This is a genomic window from Akkermansia sp. GGCC_0220 (assembly GCF_017566105.1).
In the GTDB taxonomy this organism is placed as follows: Bacteria; Verrucomicrobiota; Verrucomicrobiia; order Verrucomicrobiales; family Akkermansiaceae; genus Akkermansia; species Akkermansia massiliensis.
Genome location: NZ_JABFCI010000006.1, coordinates 161,875 through 182,646, shown reverse-complemented (window position 1 = coordinate 182,646; position 20,772 = coordinate 161,875). Strand labels below are relative to the sequence as shown.

Here is a 20,772-nt window from a genome sequence, read left to right as displayed (position 1 = left end):
AGTTCAGCTTCCGGTACCAAGCCGCAGAGGATTGCGGCCATTGACGCCCTGCGGGGTTTTGACATGTTTTTTCTGACCGGAGGCTTGGCGCTGGTGGTAGCCGGCATCAATCTTTTTTATGACCAGAGCCCCGCATGGCTGGTGAAGCACAGCGCGCACGTGAACTGGGAGGGGTTTGCGGCCTGGGACCTGGTGATGCCCCTTTTCCTGTTCATTGTGGGGACAGCCATGCCGTTTTCCTTTTCCAGGCGCATCGGCACGGAACCCATGTGGAAGATTTACCTGAAGGTGGCCAAGCGGGTGGTGGTGCTTTTTTTGCTGGGGATGGTGGTGCAGGGGAACCTGCTGAGTTTTGAACCGTCCAAGATGTCCCTGTACTGCAATACGCTCCAGGCCATCGCCTCCGGCTACTTGATTGCGGCCATTTGCCTTCTTCATCTGTCCATCCGGTGGCAGGTAGTGGTAACAGGGCTGTTGCTGGTTGTGTACTGGCTGGTCATGAAGTTTGTTCCTTTTTCCGACCCCGTAGTGGGTTCCTGCACGGCAGGGATGCTGGAACCGGGACGGAACCTGGCACTGCTGCTGGACAAGTACCTGATGGGGGATTGGCAGGATAAGACGAATTACGCGTGGATTCTGGCCCAGTTCGGCTTTGGGGCCATGACCATGCTCGGGCTGCTGGGCGGCCAGATTCTGAAAGGGGTGCAGGGGCACGGGAAGAAACTGGCGTGGCTGCTTGGCGCAGGTGCGGGCTGCCTGATTCTGGGATATGTCTGGAGCCTGGATTTTCCGATCATCAAGCATTTGTTCACCAGCTCCATGGTATTGTGGGCGGCGGGATGGTGCTATTTCCTGCTGGCCCTGTTCTACCTGCTAACGGATGTGCTGAAACTGAACTGGCTGACGTTCTTTTTTTCCGTGATCGGGAGCAATGCCATTTTCGTGTACATGTGGGCGGAGCTGTGCCCCCCCACGCGCAATTTCTCCCGGGTGCTGTTCACCGGGTTCAGCGAGTGTTTCGGGGATGCGAACCGGTTTGTCTTTTATTTGTGCAATTACGCCCTGATTTGGGGCGTGCTGTATTACATGTACAAAAACCGGACCTTCATCAAGGTCTAGGCTTGTTTTCAGCCCTCCGTTCATAGTAGGGTCTTCCGCGTGCAGGCTGCGCTGCCGCGTGGAGCGTTTTCCGCGGGGACCGGCATGCCTGCGCCGGGCGTTCGTCATGAGCCGGTCCTTTCTGGAGCCATGGAGATTCCTTTCAACCAACCTCACAAACACGGTCCCGAACTGGATTATATCCGGGACGCCATCCAGCGTGCCCATTTATGCGGGGACGGCTATTATACGAAGAAATGCCATGAGTTGCTCATGGAGCGCACCGGGGCCGGGAAGGCCCTGCTGGTTCATTCCGGTACCGCGGCTCTGGAGATGGCCGCCCTGCTGATCGACTGCCGCCCCGGCGACGAGATTATCATGCCTTCCTATACGTTCGTCTCCACGGCGAACGCGTTTGTGCTGCGCGGCGGCGTTCCGGTGTTCGTGGACATCAGGCCGGATACGCAGAATATTGACGAGACGCTGATTGAAGCGGCCATCACGGACCGCACCCGCGCCATCTGCGTAGTTCATTATGCGGGCGTGGCGTGCGAGATGGATGCGATTATGGAGATTGCCCGGCGGCACCATTTGTACGTGATTGAAGACGCCGCCCAGGGCGTAGGTTCCTGTTACAGGGGGCGCAGACTCGGTTCCATCGGCCATTTGGGGTGCTACAGCTTCCATGAGACCAAGAACGTCATTTCCGGAGAGGGCGGCGCCCTGCTGGTGAATGATCCGGAGCTTATGGAGCGCGCGGAGATTATCCGGGAAAAAGGAACCAACCGGGCCAAGTTTTTCCGCGGCCAGGTAGACAAGTATACCTGGGTGGACGTAGGCTCATCCTACCTGCCCGGAGAGATGACAGCCGCCTATTTGTACGCTCAGCTTGAACACGGGCAGGAGATCAACGGGGAAAGACTGAAGTGGTGGAATATGTACCACCGCGCGCTGGAACCCCTGGAAAAACAGGGCGTCCTGCGGCGTCCGTGCGTTCCGGAACACTGCGCGCACAACGCGCACATGTATTACATCCTGCTCAATTCTCTGGAGGAGCGCACCAGCCTGATTGGCAAACTGGCGGAATGCGGAATCAAGGCCGTGTTCCATTACATCCCCCTGCATTCCTCCCCCGCCGGGGTGAGGTTTGGGCGTTGTGCCGGGCCCATGCCGCATACGGACCGCACCAGTGAAACGCTGCTGAGGCTTCCCCTGTATTATGACCTGGGGGAAGAGGGCTGCCGGGAAGTGCTGCGGGCCGGGTTCGGCCTGGAAGAGTTTGAAGAATGATGAAGATTCACCTGGTCAACGTGTCCGATGTGGACGAGTCCATGCGCATGCAGCTCCGCATGTGGCGCAATTCCGACGCGGTCAGCCCTTTTTTTCTGCTGGACCAGGTAACGGAGGACCAGCACCAGGCATGGCTGGAAAGGAATATCCGCGGTGAGGACGCCCTTGCCTGCGTGATTTACGCGGACCGGGTGCCGCTGGGGCTGGTGTACCTGCCGTGGTTTGACCGCGCCGCGCGCCGCGGTGAGATAGGCATTTATCTGTATGACCGGGGATTCAGGGAACTGCGCCCGGCTTCCGCCGCGTATGCGCGGATGATGGAGCTGGCTGCAACAGAGCTGGAGCTGGAACGGCTGTACGCCCGGATTCTGGAGAATAACGCCGCTTCCATCCGTTTTCATGAACGCATGGGATTTTCCCATGCCCCGGAAGAGGACGGGGAGTGCGAGAAGAACGGGGAAAGAAAGCGCGTTCTGATGTATGTAAAAATGTTATGACTGATCCACAGGTTCAACTGTCCATTGTGGCTACCGTGTACTGCACGGGTGGCTATCTGGCGGAGTTCTGTTCCCGCAGTTTTGCCGCCGCGCTTGAGGCGGGTTATGACCCCTCCCGCACAGAGGTGGTGCTGGTGAATGACGGCTGCCCCAGGGGAGGGCTGGAACAGGCCCTGAAGGAACGGGAAAAGGACAGCCGGGTGCGCGTGGTGGATTTGTCCCGCAATTTCGGCCACCATCTGGCCATGTACGTAGCCTGCGAGGAAGCCCGCGGAGAGCGCGTGTTCCTGATTGACAGTGATCTGGAGGAAGCCCCCGAATGGCTGGCGGATTTTTCCCGGGAGATGGCCTCCACCGGGGCGGACGTGGTGTACGGCGTGCAGGAGAAGAGAAAGGGCGGCCTGTTTGAAGCCGTTTCCGGAGAGTTGTTTTACACGCTGTTCAACCTGCTTTCCGACCAGCAGATTACCAGGAACATGGTCACGGCGCGGCTGATGAGCGCGCGTTTCCTGCGGGAGATGTTGAAATTCCAGGACCGGGAGCCCTTTTTCTTCGGCTTGTGCGTTTCCGCCGGCTTCCGGCAGGTGCCGTGCACGGTGAAGAAGGCGTCCTCTTCCCCCACCACCTACACCTTCCGCAAGAAGATGGCGCTGGCGATGAATTCCGTGGTTTCCTACAGCGCCAGGCCGCTGGTGTACATTTCCTACTTCGGACTGGGGGTCACCCTGATTGCCATGCTGTACGTCATCTGGGTGGTTGTGCGCCAGCTTTTGTACAATGTGGCGCCTCCCGGCTGGGCCTCCTCCGTGGCCTCCATCTGGCTGGTCGGCGGTCTGATTCTGATGAGCCTGGGGGTCATCGGCATTTACATTTCCAAGATTTACAAGGAGACCAAGCACAGGCCCGCCGTAGTGGTGGCGCGCCGGTATGAGTGAGTTCCTCCGCTCTTTTTTCTCTCATGATCAACTACCTTATTCTGCACCTGCTGTTCATCGTTTACGCCCTGAATACCGTTCTGGGGCGGATGGCGGCTCCCTATAGCTGGACGGACTGGCACCGGTTCGCCCTGCTGGCCGGCGTGCTGTTCCTGCTGGGCATTTATGCGGCAGGGTGGCAGGTGATGCTGAAAAAGTTCAATCTGGGCGTGGCTTATGCCAACCGTTCCGCCGTGGTCATCTGGGGAATCCTGCTGGCGTGGCTCTGCCTGGGGGAGACCCTTTCCTGGACGCTGGCGGCAGGGGCGGTGCTGATTATCAGCGGCATTATTCTTGTTTCCACGGAGGAGGACGCGCATGAATGAGGAATTCTACATCGGCCTGAACCTGTTTTCCGTTTTCCTGGCCTCCTGCACGCAGGTGATTCTGAAAAAGTCCGCCATGAACGAACGGCTGTCCGGCCTTTCCTATTTCGTGAATCCGGCCACCGTGACGGCGTATTCCATTTTCCTGGGCTGCTGCCTGCTCACGTTTTACTGCCTGTCCCATTTGCCGATGATTACAGTGAATGTGCTGGAATGCTCCGCATACGTGTACATCCTTTTCTTCGACCGGATTTTTTTCGGCAAGCCCATTACCATGCGCAAGGTGGGCGGCAACCTGATGATTATTGCGGGCATTATCATCTGCCTGAACCGCTGAGGCGGCGGCCATGGCCTTTTGGTCCTTCCGGGCTTTGCGCCGGGATAGGCTCTTGACTTTCATTTTATCCGTTTCTAGTATGCGGGCCCGGGCAGGGAGAACAGCCCGCAAAGTCAGGGAATTTGCTTATGTTGAAACAGGTTTGGAGATGGGTATCGCTTTTTCCGCTGCTCCATCCCGTATGGTTCAACCTGCTGTTGCTGGTTTTGGCCTGGAGCATTGTGGGCGTGGCGTACCAATCCAATGACGATCTGGTGATTGCGTCCGTGCTTGACGGCTGGGGCGACCCCTCCTACGCGGACGCTCACGTCATTTTCGTCAATCCCCTGCTGACCGGGCTGCTGCTGAAAGCGGCTCCCGTTCTGGGCGGCCTGTCCGTCTGGCCCGTGTTCCTGGCGCTTGCCACGCTGTCCAGCGGAGCGGCCATTTTCACGATGCTGACGGCGCACGCCCGCAAGGCGCGCAGATATGATTTCAATACGCTGGTCCTGCTGCTGGTGTGGCTTTTAATCATGCCGGGCTTTTATGCCGCCCTGCAATTCAGCCATGCCGCCTTCCTGACGGGGTTCACCGGAGTGCTGGTATGCCTGAAGTACGGTTCCTCCTCCTGGAAGGGACTGTGCACGGGGGGATTCCTGTGCGTGCTGGGCAGCATGATCCGGCTGGACGCCGCCCTGGTGTGCGATGCTTTCTGGGGGGCCATCCTGCTGGCTGGCAGTTTGGACGGGTTTAAACCGTCCCGGGAAAAGATGCGTGCCCGCGGCCGTCTCTGGCTGGCCCTGGCCGGCGTACTGGCAGTCTCCTTCGGTCTGAATGAGTATAACAAGCACGCCCACCGGAATGTGCTGGAGGGCTGTGACGTGGCGGCGTGGAACCAGGCCCGCGCCCTCCTTTCGGACACATGCCCCATCAGGCCGGAGGGCGCCTACCAGTGCGAGGAGTACGGCGTGTTCGCCAACGATATCAAGATGGTCCGGATGTTCACCAATTGCGATATGGACGCTTTCAACACGGATTATCTGGAAAGGCTTCTGCTGGCGCGGGACGGGGGCGAGTTCTGGCCCAGGGCCTGGGTCCGCGGGGAGAAGGCCCTTCATCTGTTTTCCTGGGATTCCGTCATGGACCTTCTGCCGTGCTGGATTTTATTCGGCCTGGCCTGCCGCGTGTCTTTCCGGCGGGGGGATTCCCCGGCTCTGGTGTTCTGCGTGGGCGCCCTGCTGGTGCTGATTCTGCTGTACATGTCCAGCATAGACCGCCTGTATTTCCGCGTGGTGTATCCCACGTTCCTGATTGCCGGGCTGTGCCTGCTGTGGTCGGATAAATACCGCCCCATTCGTTTCAAATGGACCGGAAAGGGCTCCCTGACAGGCGGCGTGCCCATGTTCTGCGCGTTCGCCGTTTCTTTGTCACAGGCGTGCGCCGCCGTGTGGGAGGCCAATCTGGAGTCTTTTTCCCCGGATGCCGGCCGCCTGCTGTGCGAACGGGTGGACCGTGAACCGGATTCCCTGTTCTGCGTCCAGATGTCCGGCGGCACCATTGACGACCTGGCTCCGGGACAGTCCGTTTTCCGCAAGGCATGGAGCTGTTCCCGGAAGAATGTCGTGACGCTGGGCGGCTGGAATTTTCCGTTGAAGCCCGTGCAGCGGAAGCTGAAGGAGATGGGCTGGGAGGGGCAGTCCTCCCTGAACCTGTGCAGGGATAACGTATATATTGTCTGCCTGACTCCGCAGGGGGACGTTTCCGACATGGACAGCAAGTTCATGGGGATGCTCAGCCGCCATATATGGGAGCGGCACGGCGTACGCACGGCCTGGCATCTGGATGAGAATATTGAGGGCGTGCGCATTTACCGCCTGCGCAAGACATGGTTCCAGCCCGGGAAGCAGGAACTGCCTCCGTCCCGGTGATGCGCCGCGCCGGAAAGTAAAATCCCCCGATGCACGCTGCGCACCGGGGGATGAAAGGGAAATTGGAGCTGTCGACGGTTGTTAAAAGCGCGGGCCGCCGCCGGGCATGCGCCTGTTTGTGCGCTCTTCACGGAGTTTTGCCTGTTCCGCCGGGGTAAGAAGCAGGAATTCCAGGTCGCGGATGGCGCGCTGTTTTTCAGCGGGATCCTTGATGCCGGAAATCAGGCTTTTCATTTTTTCAAGGGCGGCCATCTGGTCGCCGAGCTCAAAGCATGCCTTTTCCCGTTCCCACTGCCTTTTGACCAGGAAGCTGGCTTTTTCCACTTCCGCCGTTTTTTTGTCGCTGGCGGAATTATTTTGCAGCAGGGTCGCTTCCAGTCCGATGCGTTTGTTCCAGAGTTTCCGGAAGTTTTCCACATCCTTTTTTTCCTTGTAGGGAGCCAGCAGCACGCGGTCGAAGATGGTGTTGAGGTCCATCAGGTTGTCCGGCAGGGTATCCGAACGGTAGTCGCTGATGTTCAGGTAGGAGCGGATTACTTCACTGGCTCCGCCCACCATGGGGAGCTGTTCGCCCACATCCTTGGCGTTGGCGGCCACTTCATCCAGCATGGACAAGACGCTGGAGGAAACGTTGAGTTCGCGCTCGTTCTTCTCGGCATCCGCCTTTCTCAGGCACAGCAGCATCCATTTGCACTGGATTTGAAGGGCTTTTTTGAAGCCTGGGGCCACGTTGTTCCCCGTATTCTGCTTGCGCCAGTTGGAAAAGGCGGTGCTGGGGCTGTCCGGCTTGCTGCTGTTGCCGTTGCTGCCTCCTCTTCCTCCGGAGCCCGGCATGCGCATCATCCGGAATCCTCCCCCTCCGCCCCGGTTCAGCATGCGGGACATCATGCTGGTCGGGTTCAGAAAGCGGTCTTTCATGGCGTCTACATAAAGTTTCATGGCGGCGTTTTCCGTGCTGGTGGCCGCGGTGAGGGCGGTCACAGCCTTCTGGATACGGGCGGAGCTGGTGTTCAGGTAGCCGGATTTGACTTCCTTAAGCCACTCGGTGGCTTCCTTCCTTGCGGAATCGGTAAGCATTTCCTGAGCCTGGCAGAAACCGGAGCCCAGGATGAGAAGCATCAGCGCGGAAAGCGCCGGACGTTTGCGGAGCGGGGTGAAGTGTATCATGACGGTATGAGGTTACAGGGTATTTTTACAAACCCCTCCCCTGAAGAAAAGTTGCAGCTTTTCTTCAAAAAAAGAACAGCACATATTGTTACGGAGGAAAAATGTTTACCCCAGCACCTTGCGGACGCAGGCGGAGCAGACGGCTACGGCCTCCTCCATTTCCTCCGGGGAAATGATGAGGGGCGGGTTGAAGTACAGGACGTCTCCCAGCGGCCGAAGCAGCAGGCCCTGTTTAAGCGCTTCCTTGTAAATCTGGTATCCCAGCCGCCGTTCGGACGGGAAGCTCTTCTTGGTTTCCCTGTCCTCCACCAGTTCAATGGCGTTCACCAGGCCCAGGCTGCGGATTTCCCCCACGTGCGGATGGTTCCCCAGCGCATCGGCGATCATCCGGTGGAAGAGGGGGGCCTTTTCCTGCGCCCGGGAAATAATTTGTTCCTCGTCCAGAATCTTCAGCACCGCCAGGGCGGCGGAACAGCCCAGGGGGTTGCCGGAGTAGGTATGGCTGTGCATGAAGGCCTTTCCTTCCCGGTAGTCCGCATAAAAGGCATCGTAAATCTTCTGCGTGGTGATGGTGATGGACATGGGCATGTAGCCGCCCGTGAGCCCCTTGGAGACGCACATGATATCCGGGGAGATGCCGGCCTGGTCGCAGGCGAACATGCTGCCCGTGCGGCCGAAGCCGGTGGCGATTTCATCCGCAATGAGGTGCACGTTATAGGCGTCGCACAGGGCGCGCAGCTTCGCCAGGTAGGCGGGGGGATACATCCGCATGCCTGCGGAACCCTGGAGCAGGGGTTCCACCAGCAGGGCGGCGCATTCATCCCCATGGCGTGCAAAGGCCTCCTGCGCCGCGTCAATGCATTCCGCCTGGCAGCAACCGCGTTTTTTTCCCCTGGGGCAGCGGTAGCAGTCCGGAGCGGGTATACGCACGATGTCCAGCAGCAGGGGCTTGTAGAGTTCCGAGTAAAGGTCCAGGCCGCCTGCGGAGAGGGCTCCCAGGGTTTCTCCGTGATAGCCGTCACTCAGGGACATGAAGCGCACTTTCTGGCGGTTTCCGGTCTGGTAGTGGTACTGGAAACTCATTTTCATGGCGGATTCGATGGACGCCGAACCGTTGTCGGAAAAATTGAACTTGCAGAGTCCCTGCGGGATTTTTTTCATCAGCTCCTCGCACAGGGTGATGGCCGGCTTGTGCGAGAAGTTGGCGAAGATGACGTGCTCCAGGGAATCAAGCTGGTTCTTGATGGCCTGGTTGATTTTAGGGTGGGAGTGCCCGAGCAGGTTGCACCACCAGGAGCTGACCACGTCCAGATAGCGCTTCCCGTCCACGTCGTACAGGTGGATTCCCTGCCCGCGTTCGATCACGATGGGGGGCAGCGTTTCATAGTCTTTCATCTGGGAACAGGGATGCCAGATGTATTCCAGATCTTTTTTTGACCAGTCGGAGTGATTCATGGGGAAAGGAGCGGGAAAACGGGACAGCCCTTATTTCATGCGGACTTCATAGCCCAGCTCCGCCAGCATGGCCAAGTCTTCCCGGATGGTGACGCCGGAGGTGGTGAGCATGTCCCCGGAGATGGCGGCATTCGCCCCGGACATGAAGATTTTCCTGCCGTGGTCCTTCATGGTGTTCCTTCCGGCGGCGATGCGGACGAAGCCATCCGGCATGATGAAGCGCACCAGCGCCACGATGCGGAGCTGGTCTTCCTCCCCAAGCGGGGTCATGTTCGCGTACGGCGTACCGGGGATGGGCGTCAGGAAGTTGATGGGCGCGGACTTGATGCCCAGTGCGGCGATGTCCATGTACATATCTATCCGGTCCTCCAGGGTTTCCCCCAGCCCCATGATGCCGCCGCTGCACACTTCCAGCCCGGCTTCCATAGCCCACTTGATGGTTTGCAGCTTGTCGTCGTATGTGTGCGTGGTGCAGACGTTCGGGAAGTTGCGGCGGGAGGTTTCCAGGTTGTTGTGGTAACGGGAGACGCCCGCGGCCTTCAATTGTTCGCAGTGCTTTTTGGAGATGAGGCCGTGGGAGGCGCAGAGGGAGATGCCGCAGCGTTCGGCGATGTGCCTGTAGCTGGCGCAGAGCCGATCCACGTCCGCATCCGTCAGCCTCTTGCCGGAGGTGACGATGGAATAGCGCAGGATGCCCCGTTCGTCATTGTACCTGGCGCCCGCCAGCAGGGCTTCATCACTTAAGAGGGGGTATTCCTCCACCGCGGTGGAGTAATGGGCGGACTGGGCGCAGTACTTGCAGTTTTCCGAACATTTGCCGCTGCGCCCGTTGATGATGGTGCAGAGATCGAAGACGTTTCCGCAGAAGTGCTCCCGGATGGCGTTGGCCGCCTGGCACAGCTCCTCCAGCGGTTCCCGGCTGAGGGCTATCAGTTCTTCTCTGGTGCAGGAACCGCCCTGGAGCACCCTGGAGAGGAGGAAAGAGGTCAGACTCATGCGTCAAAGACTACCCCCGGCGCGGTTCACGTCAAGGGCAGAATGCCGGGGGTTACATATCGTGGGGAATCCTTCCCTTTTTCCTTATTTGTCCGGCTGTTCCGGGGCCTCGTAGCGCAGGGCCTGGAATCCGGGCGCGGGCTTGTATTCCCTGTCCAGGATGGCGATGGCCCTGTCAATAAGGTCACGGTTTTCCGCGGCGATGTCGTTTTTCTCCGCGGGGTCTTTTACGATGTCGCACACTTCCCGGTTGCCGGGTTTTTTGCCAGGGAACAGGTTGCGGCGGATGACTTTCTTTGCGTCAAAGCGCACGGCCACCTGGCCGCCGTAGCCGCCTCCTGCCCAAACCACGGGTTTCCTGTCTTTCAGGGCGGATTTTTTACCCAGCAGGACGGGAGAGAGGTCTATCTTAATGGGGGGAGGAAGGCCGTTTTTTTACATGCCGCCAGAGACAGGCGGCACAAATCAGGAGAAGGGTGGCGAGGATGATGCAGTAATAGGTGTTCTGGCGGTGGTCCCTGTATTGGAGGAGGACATGCGCGGGCGTGTCGGAAACGGGCAGGGGAACGATGATGCCGTAGTTTTCCGAGCATTCCACGGGAACGGGCTCTCCTCCGTTGATGCGTGCCGTCCAGCCTTCGGAATAGCTTTCCAGAATATCCAGTGAGGAGGCCCCCGGCGGGACGGTGAAGTCCATTTTATTGTACGTGAGCCAGTTGGGGTGCACGACAGCGCTTTCTTCCGTGGGAGGGCCGTTTGCAAAGTATCTGCCCCTGTAATGCGGGTTGGCAAAGAGGACGTACCGGGAAGTGTTTTCCACCAGGTTCCAGCCTTTGGTTTCCGGGAGCTGCTGGCGCGGGTTGACGAGAAGGTGGGAAATGCCTGCCTTGGCGGCGGCTTCCGGATGGGTCAGGATGTCCTGAAGGGCATGGAGACGTTTGGGCCTGACGGTTTCATAGCCTTCCGCCTGTTTGATGCCGAAGCTGGAAAGGTGGTTGTCGTGGAAATAGTCCTTATCCCTGTGTGAAGTGTAGCACAGGACGGAACCGTCCCCCACCTGCTGTTTCAGGCGCGGCAGCCATTCGGGTTCCCTGTACAGGCCTGCGGATTCGGGCTTGTCCGCATAGTGGACCCAGGTGGCCTGAACGAGAAGCTGTTCCCCCAGGGAGCACAGAATGACCGCGGAGGCCAGCAGCAGCTTGTGCCGTGCGCGGACATGGATGCGGGAGGCGGCCCACAGGCCTCCCCACAGCAGTGCAAGCAGGGCCAGCGTGCGGGGATACCAGATGCACGTTTGTTCCAGCAGGCGTTCCGTCCTCAGCATGTACCAGGCTTCCCTGCCCGTTTCAGCGGGTGAGAGGCGGGAAACAAGGTTTCTCTGGAGGGTGGAGAGAATGTCCTGGTGGAAGATTTGAATCAGGATGGAGCACAGAAGCCATCCCAGCGTTAGGATGCCCAGCGCGATGAAGATTTTCTTCCAGACCGTTCTTGCGGGTTCCTGAGTAAAGGCATGGAGCTGCCACGCGGCCAGCCAGGAGGCGCCCAGGGCATAGACCGTGGTGGAACGGGAATAAAAATAGGTGATGAGGGGGGTGAAAGCCAGAATCAGGCTGATGACCATCAGGAATTTTGCCGTCAGGGGGGCTTTTCTGTTAAAGAGGCCCAGCACGGCAAGGACGAAGATGACGCCTCCGGTGAATTTCAGGTCAAACAGGTCCTGGCCCATGAGTTTGAACAGGTCAATCGTTTCCGGAACGCCCAGGAGCGTGGGGAACAGGACGGTGACCAGGGAGGGAAGATGAGTGATTCCGGTCAGGAAGGGAATGGGCCTGCAACCTTCCATCAGGGGTGGAATGGTCTGGGCCAGCACGTCTATGGAGAGAAGGCCCCCGGCGATGCCGGACACCAGGTAGGGCAGGGAGACGCGCCAGAGGGTTTTAAACTTCCAGCGTGAGGGGGACGTCCACCAGTCCGCCAGCCAAACGCACCCCGTGAGCAGTACGATGAACAGGCACGCCTGAAGGTGGCCGCCCCGGAACCCGAGGGCGATGAAGAGGATGGAAGGAAGGTCGATGATTCTTTTTTCCCTGTTGCGCATCAGCGCCCATAATATCCACGGGGCCCAGCACATGGTTCCCAGCACCCACCGGTGGTAAATCCACAGGACGAATTGGGAGTAGAAGCCGTAGCCTATCGCCCCCAGCAGGCAGTAGGGAGCCGGAACCTGGCGGCTCCGCAGGAAGACGATCATGCCCAGACCCGCAAGGAAGAATTGCAGGATGATGCCCGTGTCCCAGGCCGTCCAGAAGGGCAGGAAGAAGTAGAGGACGTGGTGCCAGTCACCGGGGCACAGCATCGTGTTTTCCGCAATGGCCGTTCCGTTGTGGGTGTACGGATTCCAGCCCATGTAACCGTCCTGCCGGAAGCTTTGCGCTACGGAGTAGTTGTAGGGCAGGTATTGGGAGATGGCGTCCACGGTAAAGTGGTTGTGGACGTTTTCCATGGGCTGCGTGGCATACGGGGAGATGAGGCAGTCCATGATGTCCATGGGCGCCAGCACTTTGCCCCCGAAGATGGCCGGGGCAAAGCAGGCCCCAACGAGGACGGCCCAGAGGAGGCAGCAGAGCCAGAAAGAGCGCCGGGAGAGGGAGTCAGTGTTTTTCATGCTTAAGATTGCGTTCCTCCCAATGCATGAGGGAGAGGACATGGTCGTACCGCTGGGCGGACCGGAGGCCGTGAAGTATGAAGGCGATGGTCAGCGCGAGGGCCGATACGGTGAAAAGGCCCATAGACAGGACGGCCAGCGGAAGGTGGAAGACATAGTCGTACCGGAAGTAGTCCAGAACGGCAGGGATGCCGGCCAGAATGGCGAGGATGAGCAGAACCGCGCTGATGATAGAGAAGAAGAACAGGGGGCGGTGGTTCATCAGGACGGCGAAGATGGTTTTGATGACCTTCACCCCGTCAGATACGGTAGAGAGCTTGGATACGGAGCCTTCCGGGCGGTCCATGTAATTAGTGGGGATTTCCACGACGGAATAGCCGTTGTCCAGGGCGTGGATGCTGATTTCCGTTTCCAGTTCAAAGCCCGTGGAGAGAATGGGGAAGTTTTTGACGAACCGCTTGGAAAAGACGCGGTAGCCCGTCAGGATGTCATGCAGGTTGCCCTGGAACAGTTTGTTGATGAGCATGCGGACGGCCTTGTTTCCCGTATTATGCATGGGGCGCTTGTTTTCCCGGCTGTAAATGCCGGCGTCATGGCGGTCTCCGCATACCATGTCCGCATCTCCCTGGAGAACCGGTTCCAGCAGGCGGGGGAGGTCGGCGGCGGGATAGGTCAGGTCTGCATCCACCATTACGTAAACGTCCGCATCTATTTCCCGGAACGCCTTTTTAATGGCCATGGCCTTACCCTTCCGTTTTTCTTGAAGCAGCGTGCCGGAACAGCCTAATTCTTCATAAGTTTTCCTGGCTATTTCCGCAGTTTTATCGGAAGAATTATTATCAACTACATAAATGGCCGCTTCCGGGCAGTGGGAATGAAAATCCTGCATCACTTCCCGAATGGTCAATTCTTCATTGTAGGCGGGGATAATGATGGCGATGGAAATCATGTGATGACCTTTTGAAAATTGAGTATCTTGCCAGAGATTACGGATTGCGAATTCGAAGTCAACATGTTTTTCTGAAACCGAATTAGTTAATAGAAAAGACCGGTTGTTGGAAAAGAAATTTTTCTTTAATTTGAAGGTGTGGATTCCTGATAAAATTCTGCCTTGCAAAAGATTTCAGGTTTGCATCAACCGCCGTTCTTTTGGCCGGATTCGCAATCCGCTGGTTTTTCCATTATGAATGAAGATGGTCCCTGTCAATCGCGGGACCGTTTCTCCGGGAGAATGCCTCCCGGCAAATAAAACCGTGCTTCATTCCGGAGGCTTTTATCAAGGAAGCGAAAGGAGGAGGAAAGGGCAAGCCGCATTTTTCTCCGTTTTCCCTCCGCAGGCGAAGGAAAAGGAAAGGGACACGGTTTCCCCCGGATGAAGAACGGTTCAGGAGAGGACGATTTCCTCTACAGCGGCGCGGAGGGTTTCATCACTGAATTGGTCCAGCGCATGTTTCAGAAAGCCCTGGGCGATCATCCTGCGCGCCGTGTGCTCCGGAATGCCGCGTGAAAGCAGGTAGAAAATTTCTTCCGGAGAGATGGAAGAGGTGGCGGAACCGTGCGAGCACTGCACCCTGTCCGCCAGGATTTCCAGGCCGGGAATGGAGTTTGCTTCCGCCCGGGGGCTGAGGCTGAGGTTGCGGTTGCTCTGGTAGGCGCTGGTATCGTGAGCACCTTCCGCCACCAGGATCATGCCGCTGAAAATGCTGCTGGCCTCGTCATCCAGCACATTGACGTAAAGCAGGTTGCTGGAGGCTCCGCGATAGAGGTGCTTCTGGTAGGTTCTCTGGTCCAGCTCCTTGTTTTCCTTCAGGTGGCTGGCGGAAAGCAGGCGTACGTTGGCGCTGTCTCCGTTCAGGAGGCAGACCGTCTCCTGTCTGGCCCATGCCGCGCCGGGATGGCTGACGAGGTGCTCCATTTCCGCGGAATCGTCCGCCATAATGTGGCAGAGCTCCACGGCCCGGGAACGGCTGTTGAGCTCCTGGACCAAAGCGTATTTGACGGAGGAAGCGGAGGAAAGATGGTGCTGCTGGAGCGCTCCGCAGAATTGGCTGCCGTGGTCCGCGCTGACGTGGCGTTCCAGGATGTGCAGGCGGCTTCCGGTCTCCGCAATGACCAGCGTGGCGGGGAAGACGGCCACGTTGTCCCCGGAGATGAAGTGGAAGATTTCCAGGGGGCAGGAGATTTCCCGGTCCGCCATGATGACCAGACCGTTGTGCTGGAGAGCCGTGTTCAGGGCGGCCAGTTTTTCGGAACCGAGCGTTTCCGGCGCTGTTTCCAGGTGTTTCCGGGCCGCGTCCGGGTATTGGAGCACAAAGTCTTCCAGATCCATCACGGCGAGGCCTTCCGGCAGTTCTTCCGGGATGGAGACGGGGAGGCCGTTGGCGTAAACGATGCGGATGGCGTCCGGCATGGAGGCATGCTCCCTGATGATGGAGGCCAGGGCTTCCGGTGCCACGGGAGGGGCGGCTTCAAAGTTTTCCAGGGATTCGTTGCCGGGAGTTCCGAAACGCCAGGATTCCATGCGGCGGGAGGGTTCCGGAAGCTGGCCCGCCTGTTCCAGGGCCTGGCGGTGCCTGGCTTCAAACCATGCGGGAAGGAAGCCTGCGGGGAATTGTTCTTCGTTGAGCAAGTGGTTCATCATTTCCCTCCTTATCCGATGCTGTCTTCCATTTCCAGGTCAATGAGCCTGCGCAGTTCCACGGAATATTCCATGGGGAATTCCTGAACGAGGTCGTTAATGAATCCGTTGACGGCCAGGGACATGGCCGCCGCCTTCGGGATGCCCCGCTGCTGCATGTAAAAGAGCATTTCTTCAGAGACCTGGGAGACGGAAGCTTCATGCTGCACCGTGTTCCTGTCCCCCTTCACCGTGATGGCGGGGTAGGTGTCCGTGCGGCTGTTGGCCGCCAGCAGGAGGGCGTCGCATTCCGTGTTGTTCTTGCAGCCCTTGAGGCCTTTGCCCATGACCACCTGGCCCCGGTAGCTGGCGCGCCCTTCACCGATGCTGATGGATTTGGAAACGATGTTGGACGTGGTGTCGTCCGCCGCGTGGATCATTTTGGCACCCGTGTCCTGGTGCTGGCCCGTATTCGCCAGGGCGATGGAGATGACTTCCCCGCGTGCACGCCTGCCCTTGAGCACCACAGCCGGGTATTTCATGGTGAGTCCGGAGCCTATGTTGCAGTCTATCCAGCGGATTTCCGCGTCTTCCATGGCCAGTCCGCGCTTGGTGACCATGTTGAAGACGTTGGAGGACCAGTTCTGCACAGTGACGTACTGGATTTTCGCTCCTTTGAGGGCCACCAGCTCCACGACGGCGGAGTGGAGGGTGGTGGTTTCAAACTGGGGGGCCGTGCACCCTTCCATGTACATGAGCTCCGCCCCTTCATCCGCAATGATGAGGGTGCGTTCAAACTGCCCGAAGTTTTCCGAATTGATGCGGAAGTACGCCTGGAGCGGGTGCTTGAGCTTCACGCCCTTGGGCACGTAAATGAAGGAACCGCCGGAAAATACCGCGCTGTTCAGGGCGGAGAATTTGTTGTCTCCCGTGGGGATGACTTTGCCGAACCAGGGGCGGAAGACGTCTTCATGGTATTTCAGGCCTTCCGTGGAGTTGACGAAGATGACGCCCTGGCTGCGGAGTTCCTCCTTCATGTTGGAGTAGGCGGACTCGGAGTCATACTGGGCTTCCACGCCCGCCAGGAACTGGCGTTCCTGTTCAGGGACGCCCAGGCGTTCAAAGGTGCGCTTTACGTCTTCCGGCACGTCGTCCCAGCTTCGCTTGGGCCGTTCGCCGTCGGAAAGATAGTAGCGGATCTGGGAAAAGTCTATTTTTTCAATGTCCGGGGACGCCCAGTGGGTGGGCATGGGCTTGCTTTCAAAGACGGCAAGCGCATTTTTGCGGAACTGGCGCACCCATTCCGGATCGTCCTTGACGTCGCAGATGTAGTCGATGGTGGCCTCCGTCAGGCCGTAGCCGGCGTTGAATTTATGGCGTTCCGGGAAGGAGAAGTTCCCCTTGCTCCGGTCGAAGTCAAACAGGTTCTGTTTGTTCCCGTCCTCTGACATGTCAGGTGTGTCGCTCATGATTGACTGCCGGATTGGCGGCGTTACGCCTTTTCCGCTCCTTCCGCCTCTTTCAGGAATTCATATCCCCTGCTTTCCAGTTCGTCCACCAGCTCTCCGCCGCCGGTACGGACAATCCGTCCGTCGGCCAGCACGTGGACCACGTCCGGCTTGATGTAATCCAGCAGGCGCTTGTAGTGGGTGATGACGAGGAAGCTGCGGAAGGGAGAGCGCATGGAGTTGACTCCTTCCGAAACGATGCGGAGGGCGTCTATGTCCAGGCCGGAGTCCGTTTCGTCCAGAATGGCGTAAAGGGGATCCAGAAGAAGCATCTGCAGCACTTCATTGCGCTTCTTTTCACCGCCGGAAAAGCCTTCGTTGACGGCGCGGGAGGTGAATTTGCGGGACATGCCGAGCTGGTCCATTTTTGCATACAGCGTCTTGTAGAAGGTAACCGCATCCAGTTCCTCCCCCTGGGGCATGCGGGCCTGCATGGCGGCGCGCAGGAAGTTGGCGTTGGACACGCCGGGAACTTCCATGGGATACTGGAACGCCAGGAAGAGGCCCGCGCGGCTGCGCTCGTCAATGCTCATGTCCAGCAGGTTCTGTCCGTCCAGCCAGACCTCCCCTTCCGTCACCTCATAGTCCGGGTGGCCGCAGAGGACTTTGGAGAGGGTGCTTTTTCCGGAACCGTTGGGTCCCATGATCGCATGCACTTCTCCCTTGGGAATTTCAAGATTGATGCCTTTAAGTATTTCCGTGCCTTGCACTTTGGCGTGCAAATTTTTAATGACCAGACTCATGATGATGAAAGGGATTTAGCCCTGCGGCGTGATGATGGAGCCCCTGAGGGTGATCTGGGCTTCTTCTATGCACACGTCGTCGGGCAGGTTGATGAATTCCTTCAGATCCACGCCCTCCTTGATGGTGATGTCGTAAATGCAGCCGGTCCGGGTGTCCTGGAAGTGCCCATGATCAACGAGATTGGGACAGAAGCGGGAAGAGCTGCGTTCAAAGTTGACCTGATTGACCAGACCGTGATTCACCAGGGCTTCCAGGCAGTTGTAAACGGTGGCCAGGGAGATGCTGGGGAGCTTTTTGCGCACCCGCTGGTAAACTTCATTCGCGGTGGGATGGTCTCTCTGTTCCAGGAGAACCTGGTAGACTTCCTGTCGCTGCTTGGTGAGTCTCAAACCGGAAATAACCGGGAGGGTAGAGGCGGTGCGGGCGGCTTGTTTGGAATCTGTTTTGGGATTCATATCTTATTTTTCATGCTCTGCGTGGATAGTGGGGGAGGGTCAATTGTTTTGCAAGAACAATTCCTGTTATTTATTCGGGCGCGGGGAGGGGTAAAAAAGGGGCGGTCATCCCTGTGGATGGCCGCCCCTGCAGGGAGATAGAGTTATCTGTAATTTAGTTGGCAGCCTCGGAGCTTTCCGGGGCCACATTGACGCGGCGGCCTTCGCGGTCAAAGAACACGCGGCCGTCCACGAGGGAGAAAATGGTGTAGTCACGGCCCATGCCCACGCCCTTGCCGGGGTGCCACTTGGTGCCGCGCTGGCGGATGATGATGTTGCCCGCGATCACTTCCTGCCCGCCGAATTTTTTAACGCCGAGGCGCTTGCTGCGGGAGTCGCGACCGTTCTTGACAGAACCTTGACCTTTCTTGTGAGCCATAAGATTAGGATAAAATTAAGGGTTGAAATTAGGCGTTGATACCGGTGATTTCCAGCTTCGTCATGGCGCGGCGGGAACCTTTTTTCTTGTGGAAGCCCTTGCGGCGCTTGAATTTGAAGGCGATGATCTTCTTGTCGCGGAACTGGCTGACGACCTTGGCGGAGACCGTAGCTCCTGCCACCGTCGGGGTGCCGAGGGTCACGTTTCCGTCATTTTCCACCATAAGCACCTGATCGAAGCTTGCTTCAGCACCCTCTTCAAGGGTATTGATGCACTCAACGTCGATCACGTCGCCCGCCTGAACGCGGTACTGCTTGCCACCTGTTTTGAAAATTGCGTATGCCATTGCTATCACTGTTAAGGTTCACCCGCGGATGCGGGAGCCGCAATAAACCATATCACCTTCTTTTAGACAAGCAAAATTTCATGAAAAAATGAGCGAATGGTATAAAATTTTTAAAAACGGCCCCGTTTTAACTCATTCTCCGGAGGAAATGAGGGAGCTGGGACGGCAAATAGGTAAAATTTTAATGCCCGGTGAAGTGTTGGGCGTGGTGGGGGAGCTGGGCGCCGGAAAGACGCACCTGACTCAAGGGATTATGGAAGGGCTGGGGAGTTCCGATGCGGCGGCCAGCCCGACGTTTTCCCTGGTGCACGAGCATGCGGACGGGCGCCTGCGGGCGTGCCATTTTGATTTTTACCGGCTGAAGGATGAGTCCGAATTGCTCGGCATAGGCTGGGACGAGTATCTGGACGGGGACGCGGTGCTCATTGTGGAATGGGCCAACCTGTTTCCGGACGCGCTGCCGGAGGGAACTTCCTGGCTGCTGCTGGAGCACGAGGGGGAATGCCTGCGCCGGGTGTCTCTGGCCCCTGTGGAATGAAGCGGCTCAGTAGCTGATGCTCCTGGAGAACGCCTTGTCAAAGCCGGGGCTGAGCCAGATGGTGTTATGCATGGCGCCGGGGAATTCCTGGTAGTTGACCGGCGTGGAGAAGCAGTCCCGGAGCCGCTTGGCGTGGTCAGGCGGGATGACTTCGTCCGATCCTGCCGCCAGGATGCTGACGGGGCAGCCTACTTTGGGCGCTGCCAGGTCTGACCGGAAGTGGTCCGGCAGGAGAAGCTTGACGGGAAGGTAGGGGAAGAGGCCGCGGGCGGTTTCCAGAAGACTGTCAAAGGGAACCAGCAGGACCAGCTTTTTCACGTTCCTGACGGAGGCTATCTGCGTGGCGACTCCGGAGCCGAGGCTTTGCCCGACCAGGATGACGTCGTCCGGCGTTCTTCCGGTTTCCTTCAGCACGGAGTCGAGAATCGCCAGGGAATCCCCCATGATGTTCTGCTCCGTGGGCGTGCCGGTGCTGAGACCGTATCCCCGGTAGTTGACCAGGAGCTTGGCATGGGGGAACCGGTCCAGGTAGGGAAGCATCATGGAGATGTCCATGGCATTCCCTCCATAATACACCAGCAGGGGCTGTCCCTTCTTTTCAATAAGCCAGCCGCTGAGCTGGGCCCCGTTATGGTGGAAAGTGCGCCGGTGGGGCTCCCAGGCGGCGCGTTTTTCCAGATACACGGTTTTGTCCTTGGGCTGGGGCGGCAGGTACACCAGGGAACGGACGGAACACTGGACGCACGCCAGGGCCAGCGCTCCGGCCAGCAGGGCGCTCGGGATTTTCCATTTTCCCGGTTTCAGCATCCGCATGAGGTTCATTGTCCAGAATTTTCCGTGGTCATGGTCCCGGCCGTGCCGGTGCGGGGTAGGGCTGTCCCCCGTTCCTGGCAGCTCCAGCCGGTCAGGGAGGACGTTTTGCCTTCCGCGTCCAGGCGGCACACCCCGCTGAGGAGTATTTCCCGGGAGGAGGTCTTAAAGTGCAGGACGGCGGGTGATGTTCCCTGCCGGTACGTAACCGTTGCCGTTTCCGGAAGCGCTCCGTTGACTCCCAGGGCGCCTCTGCCGTCACCCAGGGAGTTGTATAAGAGAGTCATGCCGGAGTTTGCGCGCTGGATTTCCCGTGCTGGGGCAGGTTCCGTTTCACCATCCAGGACAATGGCCGTGCGGCTCCCGTTGGGGAACCATTCCGCCTGGACGTTATCCGTTTCAAGCGTGGCGCCGCCGCGCCCGCAGGCGCAAAGCGTCAGCAGCATGCCGGGCAGGAGGAGGAAAGCTGGTCGCATGGAAAGAGTGTCCCCGAATTTGAGGAGGAAGGCAATCTCTCTTTTCTCTCCATGGGCGGCTTTTGCAGGAATTGGAATTTTTCTGATAGAAGAAAACCGGGGAAAAGGTATAATAAAGGATATGTTTAACCGGATGTTTTCATGGAGT

The 20,772-nt window shown here is 58.4% G+C and carries 22 protein-coding genes; 8 read left to right on the top strand and 14 right to left on the bottom strand.

Annotated elements, in window-relative coordinates:
- From HJW02_RS06535 to HJW02_RS06505, 7 genes are all read left to right on the top strand, one after another.
- Positions 1 to 1,119 (top strand): DUF5009 domain-containing protein (locus tag HJW02_RS06535; protein WP_208050613.1); only part of this gene is annotated, 1,119 nt, incomplete at its 5' end.
- Positions 1,120 to 1,248: 129 nt separating this feature from the next.
- Positions 1,249 to 2,388 (top strand): dTDP-4-amino-4,6-dideoxygalactose transaminase, encoded by a 1,140-nt coding sequence (gene rffA, locus HJW02_RS06530; RefSeq protein ID WP_102722629.1) that lies wholly within the window; start codon positions 1,249 to 1,251, stop codon positions 2,386 to 2,388.
- Complete coding sequence (locus tag HJW02_RS06525; RefSeq protein ID WP_102722630.1) at positions 2,385 to 2,885, top strand: GNAT family N-acetyltransferase; 501 nt, start codon at positions 2,385 to 2,387, stop codon at positions 2,883 to 2,885. Before rffA ends, HJW02_RS06525 begins: the two co-directional genes overlap by 4 nt.
- Entirely contained in the window at positions 2,882 to 3,820 is a 939-nt protein-coding gene (locus tag HJW02_RS06520; protein WP_022396446.1) for a glycosyltransferase family 2 protein, read from the top strand. The genes HJW02_RS06525 and HJW02_RS06520 overlap by 4 nt, the downstream gene beginning before the upstream one ends.
- 23 nt (positions 3,821 to 3,843) lie before the next feature.
- Complete coding sequence (locus tag HJW02_RS06515) at positions 3,844 to 4,185, top strand: EamA family transporter (RefSeq protein ID WP_022396447.1); 342 nt, start codon at positions 3,844 to 3,846, stop codon at positions 4,183 to 4,185.
- Entirely contained in the window at positions 4,178 to 4,522 is a 345-nt protein-coding gene (locus HJW02_RS06510; protein WP_022396448.1) for a hypothetical protein, read from the top strand. Before HJW02_RS06515 ends, HJW02_RS06510 begins: the two co-directional genes overlap by 8 nt.
- Positions 4,523 to 4,650: 128 nt before the next feature.
- Positions 4,651 to 6,429, top strand: coding sequence for a hypothetical protein (locus tag HJW02_RS06505; protein ID WP_102722631.1), 1,779 nt, complete (start codon positions 4,651 to 4,653; stop codon positions 6,427 to 6,429).
- An 81-nt stretch (positions 6,430 to 6,510) separates the two neighbouring features.
- On the opposite strand, the gene HJW02_RS06500 is transcribed toward HJW02_RS06505, so the two are convergent.
- The 12 genes from HJW02_RS06500 to rplU form a co-directional block, all read right to left on the bottom strand.
- Positions 6,511 to 7,596 (bottom strand): hypothetical protein, encoded by a 1,086-nt coding sequence (locus HJW02_RS06500; protein WP_102722632.1) that lies wholly within the window; start codon positions 7,594 to 7,596, stop codon positions 6,511 to 6,513.
- Positions 7,597 to 7,701: 105 nt separating this feature from the next.
- On the bottom strand, positions 7,702 to 9,051 hold the full coding sequence (gene bioA, locus HJW02_RS06495) for an adenosylmethionine--8-amino-7-oxononanoate transaminase (protein WP_102722633.1): 1,350 nt from the start codon (positions 9,049 to 9,051) through the stop codon (positions 7,702 to 7,704).
- Between the two features lie 30 nt (positions 9,052 to 9,081).
- The gene (gene bioB, locus HJW02_RS06490; protein ID WP_102722634.1) at positions 9,082 to 10,047 is read right to left on the bottom strand and encodes a biotin synthase BioB; all 966 of its coding nucleotides are present in this window, start codon (positions 10,045 to 10,047) and stop codon (positions 9,082 to 9,084) included.
- An 84-nt stretch (positions 10,048 to 10,131) separates the two neighbouring features.
- A complete protein-coding gene (locus tag HJW02_RS06485) occupies positions 10,132 to 10,398 on the bottom strand; it encodes a hypothetical protein (RefSeq protein ID WP_102722635.1) in 267 nt (88 codons plus the stop codon).
- Positions 10,399 to 10,456: 58 nt separating this feature from the next.
- Positions 10,457 to 12,712, bottom strand: a complete 2,256-nt coding sequence (locus tag HJW02_RS06480) for a hypothetical protein (protein WP_102722636.1) — start codon at positions 12,710 to 12,712, stop codon at positions 10,457 to 10,459.
- Positions 12,699 to 13,661 carry a glycosyltransferase family 2 protein gene (locus HJW02_RS06475; RefSeq protein WP_022396455.1) on the bottom strand — a complete coding sequence of 321 codons (963 nt, stop codon included), beginning with the start codon at positions 13,659 to 13,661 and terminating at the stop codon, positions 12,699 to 12,701. Before HJW02_RS06475 ends, HJW02_RS06480 begins: the two co-directional genes overlap by 14 nt.
- 435 nt (positions 13,662 to 14,096) lie before the next feature.
- On the bottom strand, positions 14,097 to 15,353 hold the full coding sequence (locus HJW02_RS06470) for a SufD family Fe-S cluster assembly protein (protein ID WP_102722638.1): 1,257 nt from the start codon (positions 15,351 to 15,353) through the stop codon (positions 14,097 to 14,099).
- 8 nt (positions 15,354 to 15,361) lie between these two features.
- Complete coding sequence (gene sufB / locus HJW02_RS06465) at positions 15,362 to 16,798, bottom strand: Fe-S cluster assembly protein SufB (RefSeq protein ID WP_022396457.1); 1,437 nt, start codon at positions 16,796 to 16,798, stop codon at positions 15,362 to 15,364.
- 23 nt (positions 16,799 to 16,821) lie between these two features.
- Complete coding sequence (gene sufC, locus HJW02_RS06460) at positions 16,822 to 17,580, bottom strand: Fe-S cluster assembly ATPase SufC (protein WP_102722639.1); 759 nt, start codon at positions 17,578 to 17,580, stop codon at positions 16,822 to 16,824.
- 15 nt (positions 17,581 to 17,595) lie between these two features.
- A complete protein-coding gene (locus HJW02_RS06455) occupies positions 17,596 to 18,036 on the bottom strand; it encodes a transcriptional repressor (protein WP_022396459.1) in 441 nt (146 codons plus the stop codon).
- Between the two features lie 154 nt (positions 18,037 to 18,190).
- Entirely contained in the window at positions 18,191 to 18,454 is a 264-nt protein-coding gene (gene rpmA, locus HJW02_RS06450) for a 50S ribosomal protein L27 (RefSeq protein ID WP_022396460.1), read from the bottom strand.
- 28 nt (positions 18,455 to 18,482) lie between these two features.
- Positions 18,483 to 18,800, bottom strand: coding sequence for a 50S ribosomal protein L21 (rplU, locus tag HJW02_RS06445; RefSeq protein ID WP_022396461.1), 318 nt, complete (start codon positions 18,798 to 18,800; stop codon positions 18,483 to 18,485).
- An 88-nt stretch (positions 18,801 to 18,888) separates the two neighbouring features.
- Between rplU and tsaE the strand changes: the two genes are divergently transcribed.
- A complete protein-coding gene (gene tsaE, locus HJW02_RS06440) occupies positions 18,889 to 19,338 on the top strand; it encodes a tRNA (adenosine(37)-N6)-threonylcarbamoyltransferase complex ATPase subunit type 1 TsaE (protein ID WP_102722640.1) in 450 nt (149 codons plus the stop codon).
- 6 nt (positions 19,339 to 19,344) lie between these two features.
- Here tsaE and HJW02_RS06435 read toward each other — a convergent pair whose 3' ends face one another.
- Positions 19,345 to 20,160, bottom strand: coding sequence for an alpha/beta fold hydrolase (locus tag HJW02_RS06435; protein ID WP_180971047.1), 816 nt, complete (start codon positions 20,158 to 20,160; stop codon positions 19,345 to 19,347).
- Positions 20,157 to 20,624, bottom strand: coding sequence for a hypothetical protein (locus tag HJW02_RS06430; protein WP_180971046.1), 468 nt, complete (start codon positions 20,622 to 20,624; stop codon positions 20,157 to 20,159). The genes HJW02_RS06435 and HJW02_RS06430 overlap by 4 nt, the downstream gene beginning before the upstream one ends.
- Positions 20,625 to 20,772 lie beyond the last annotated feature (148 nt).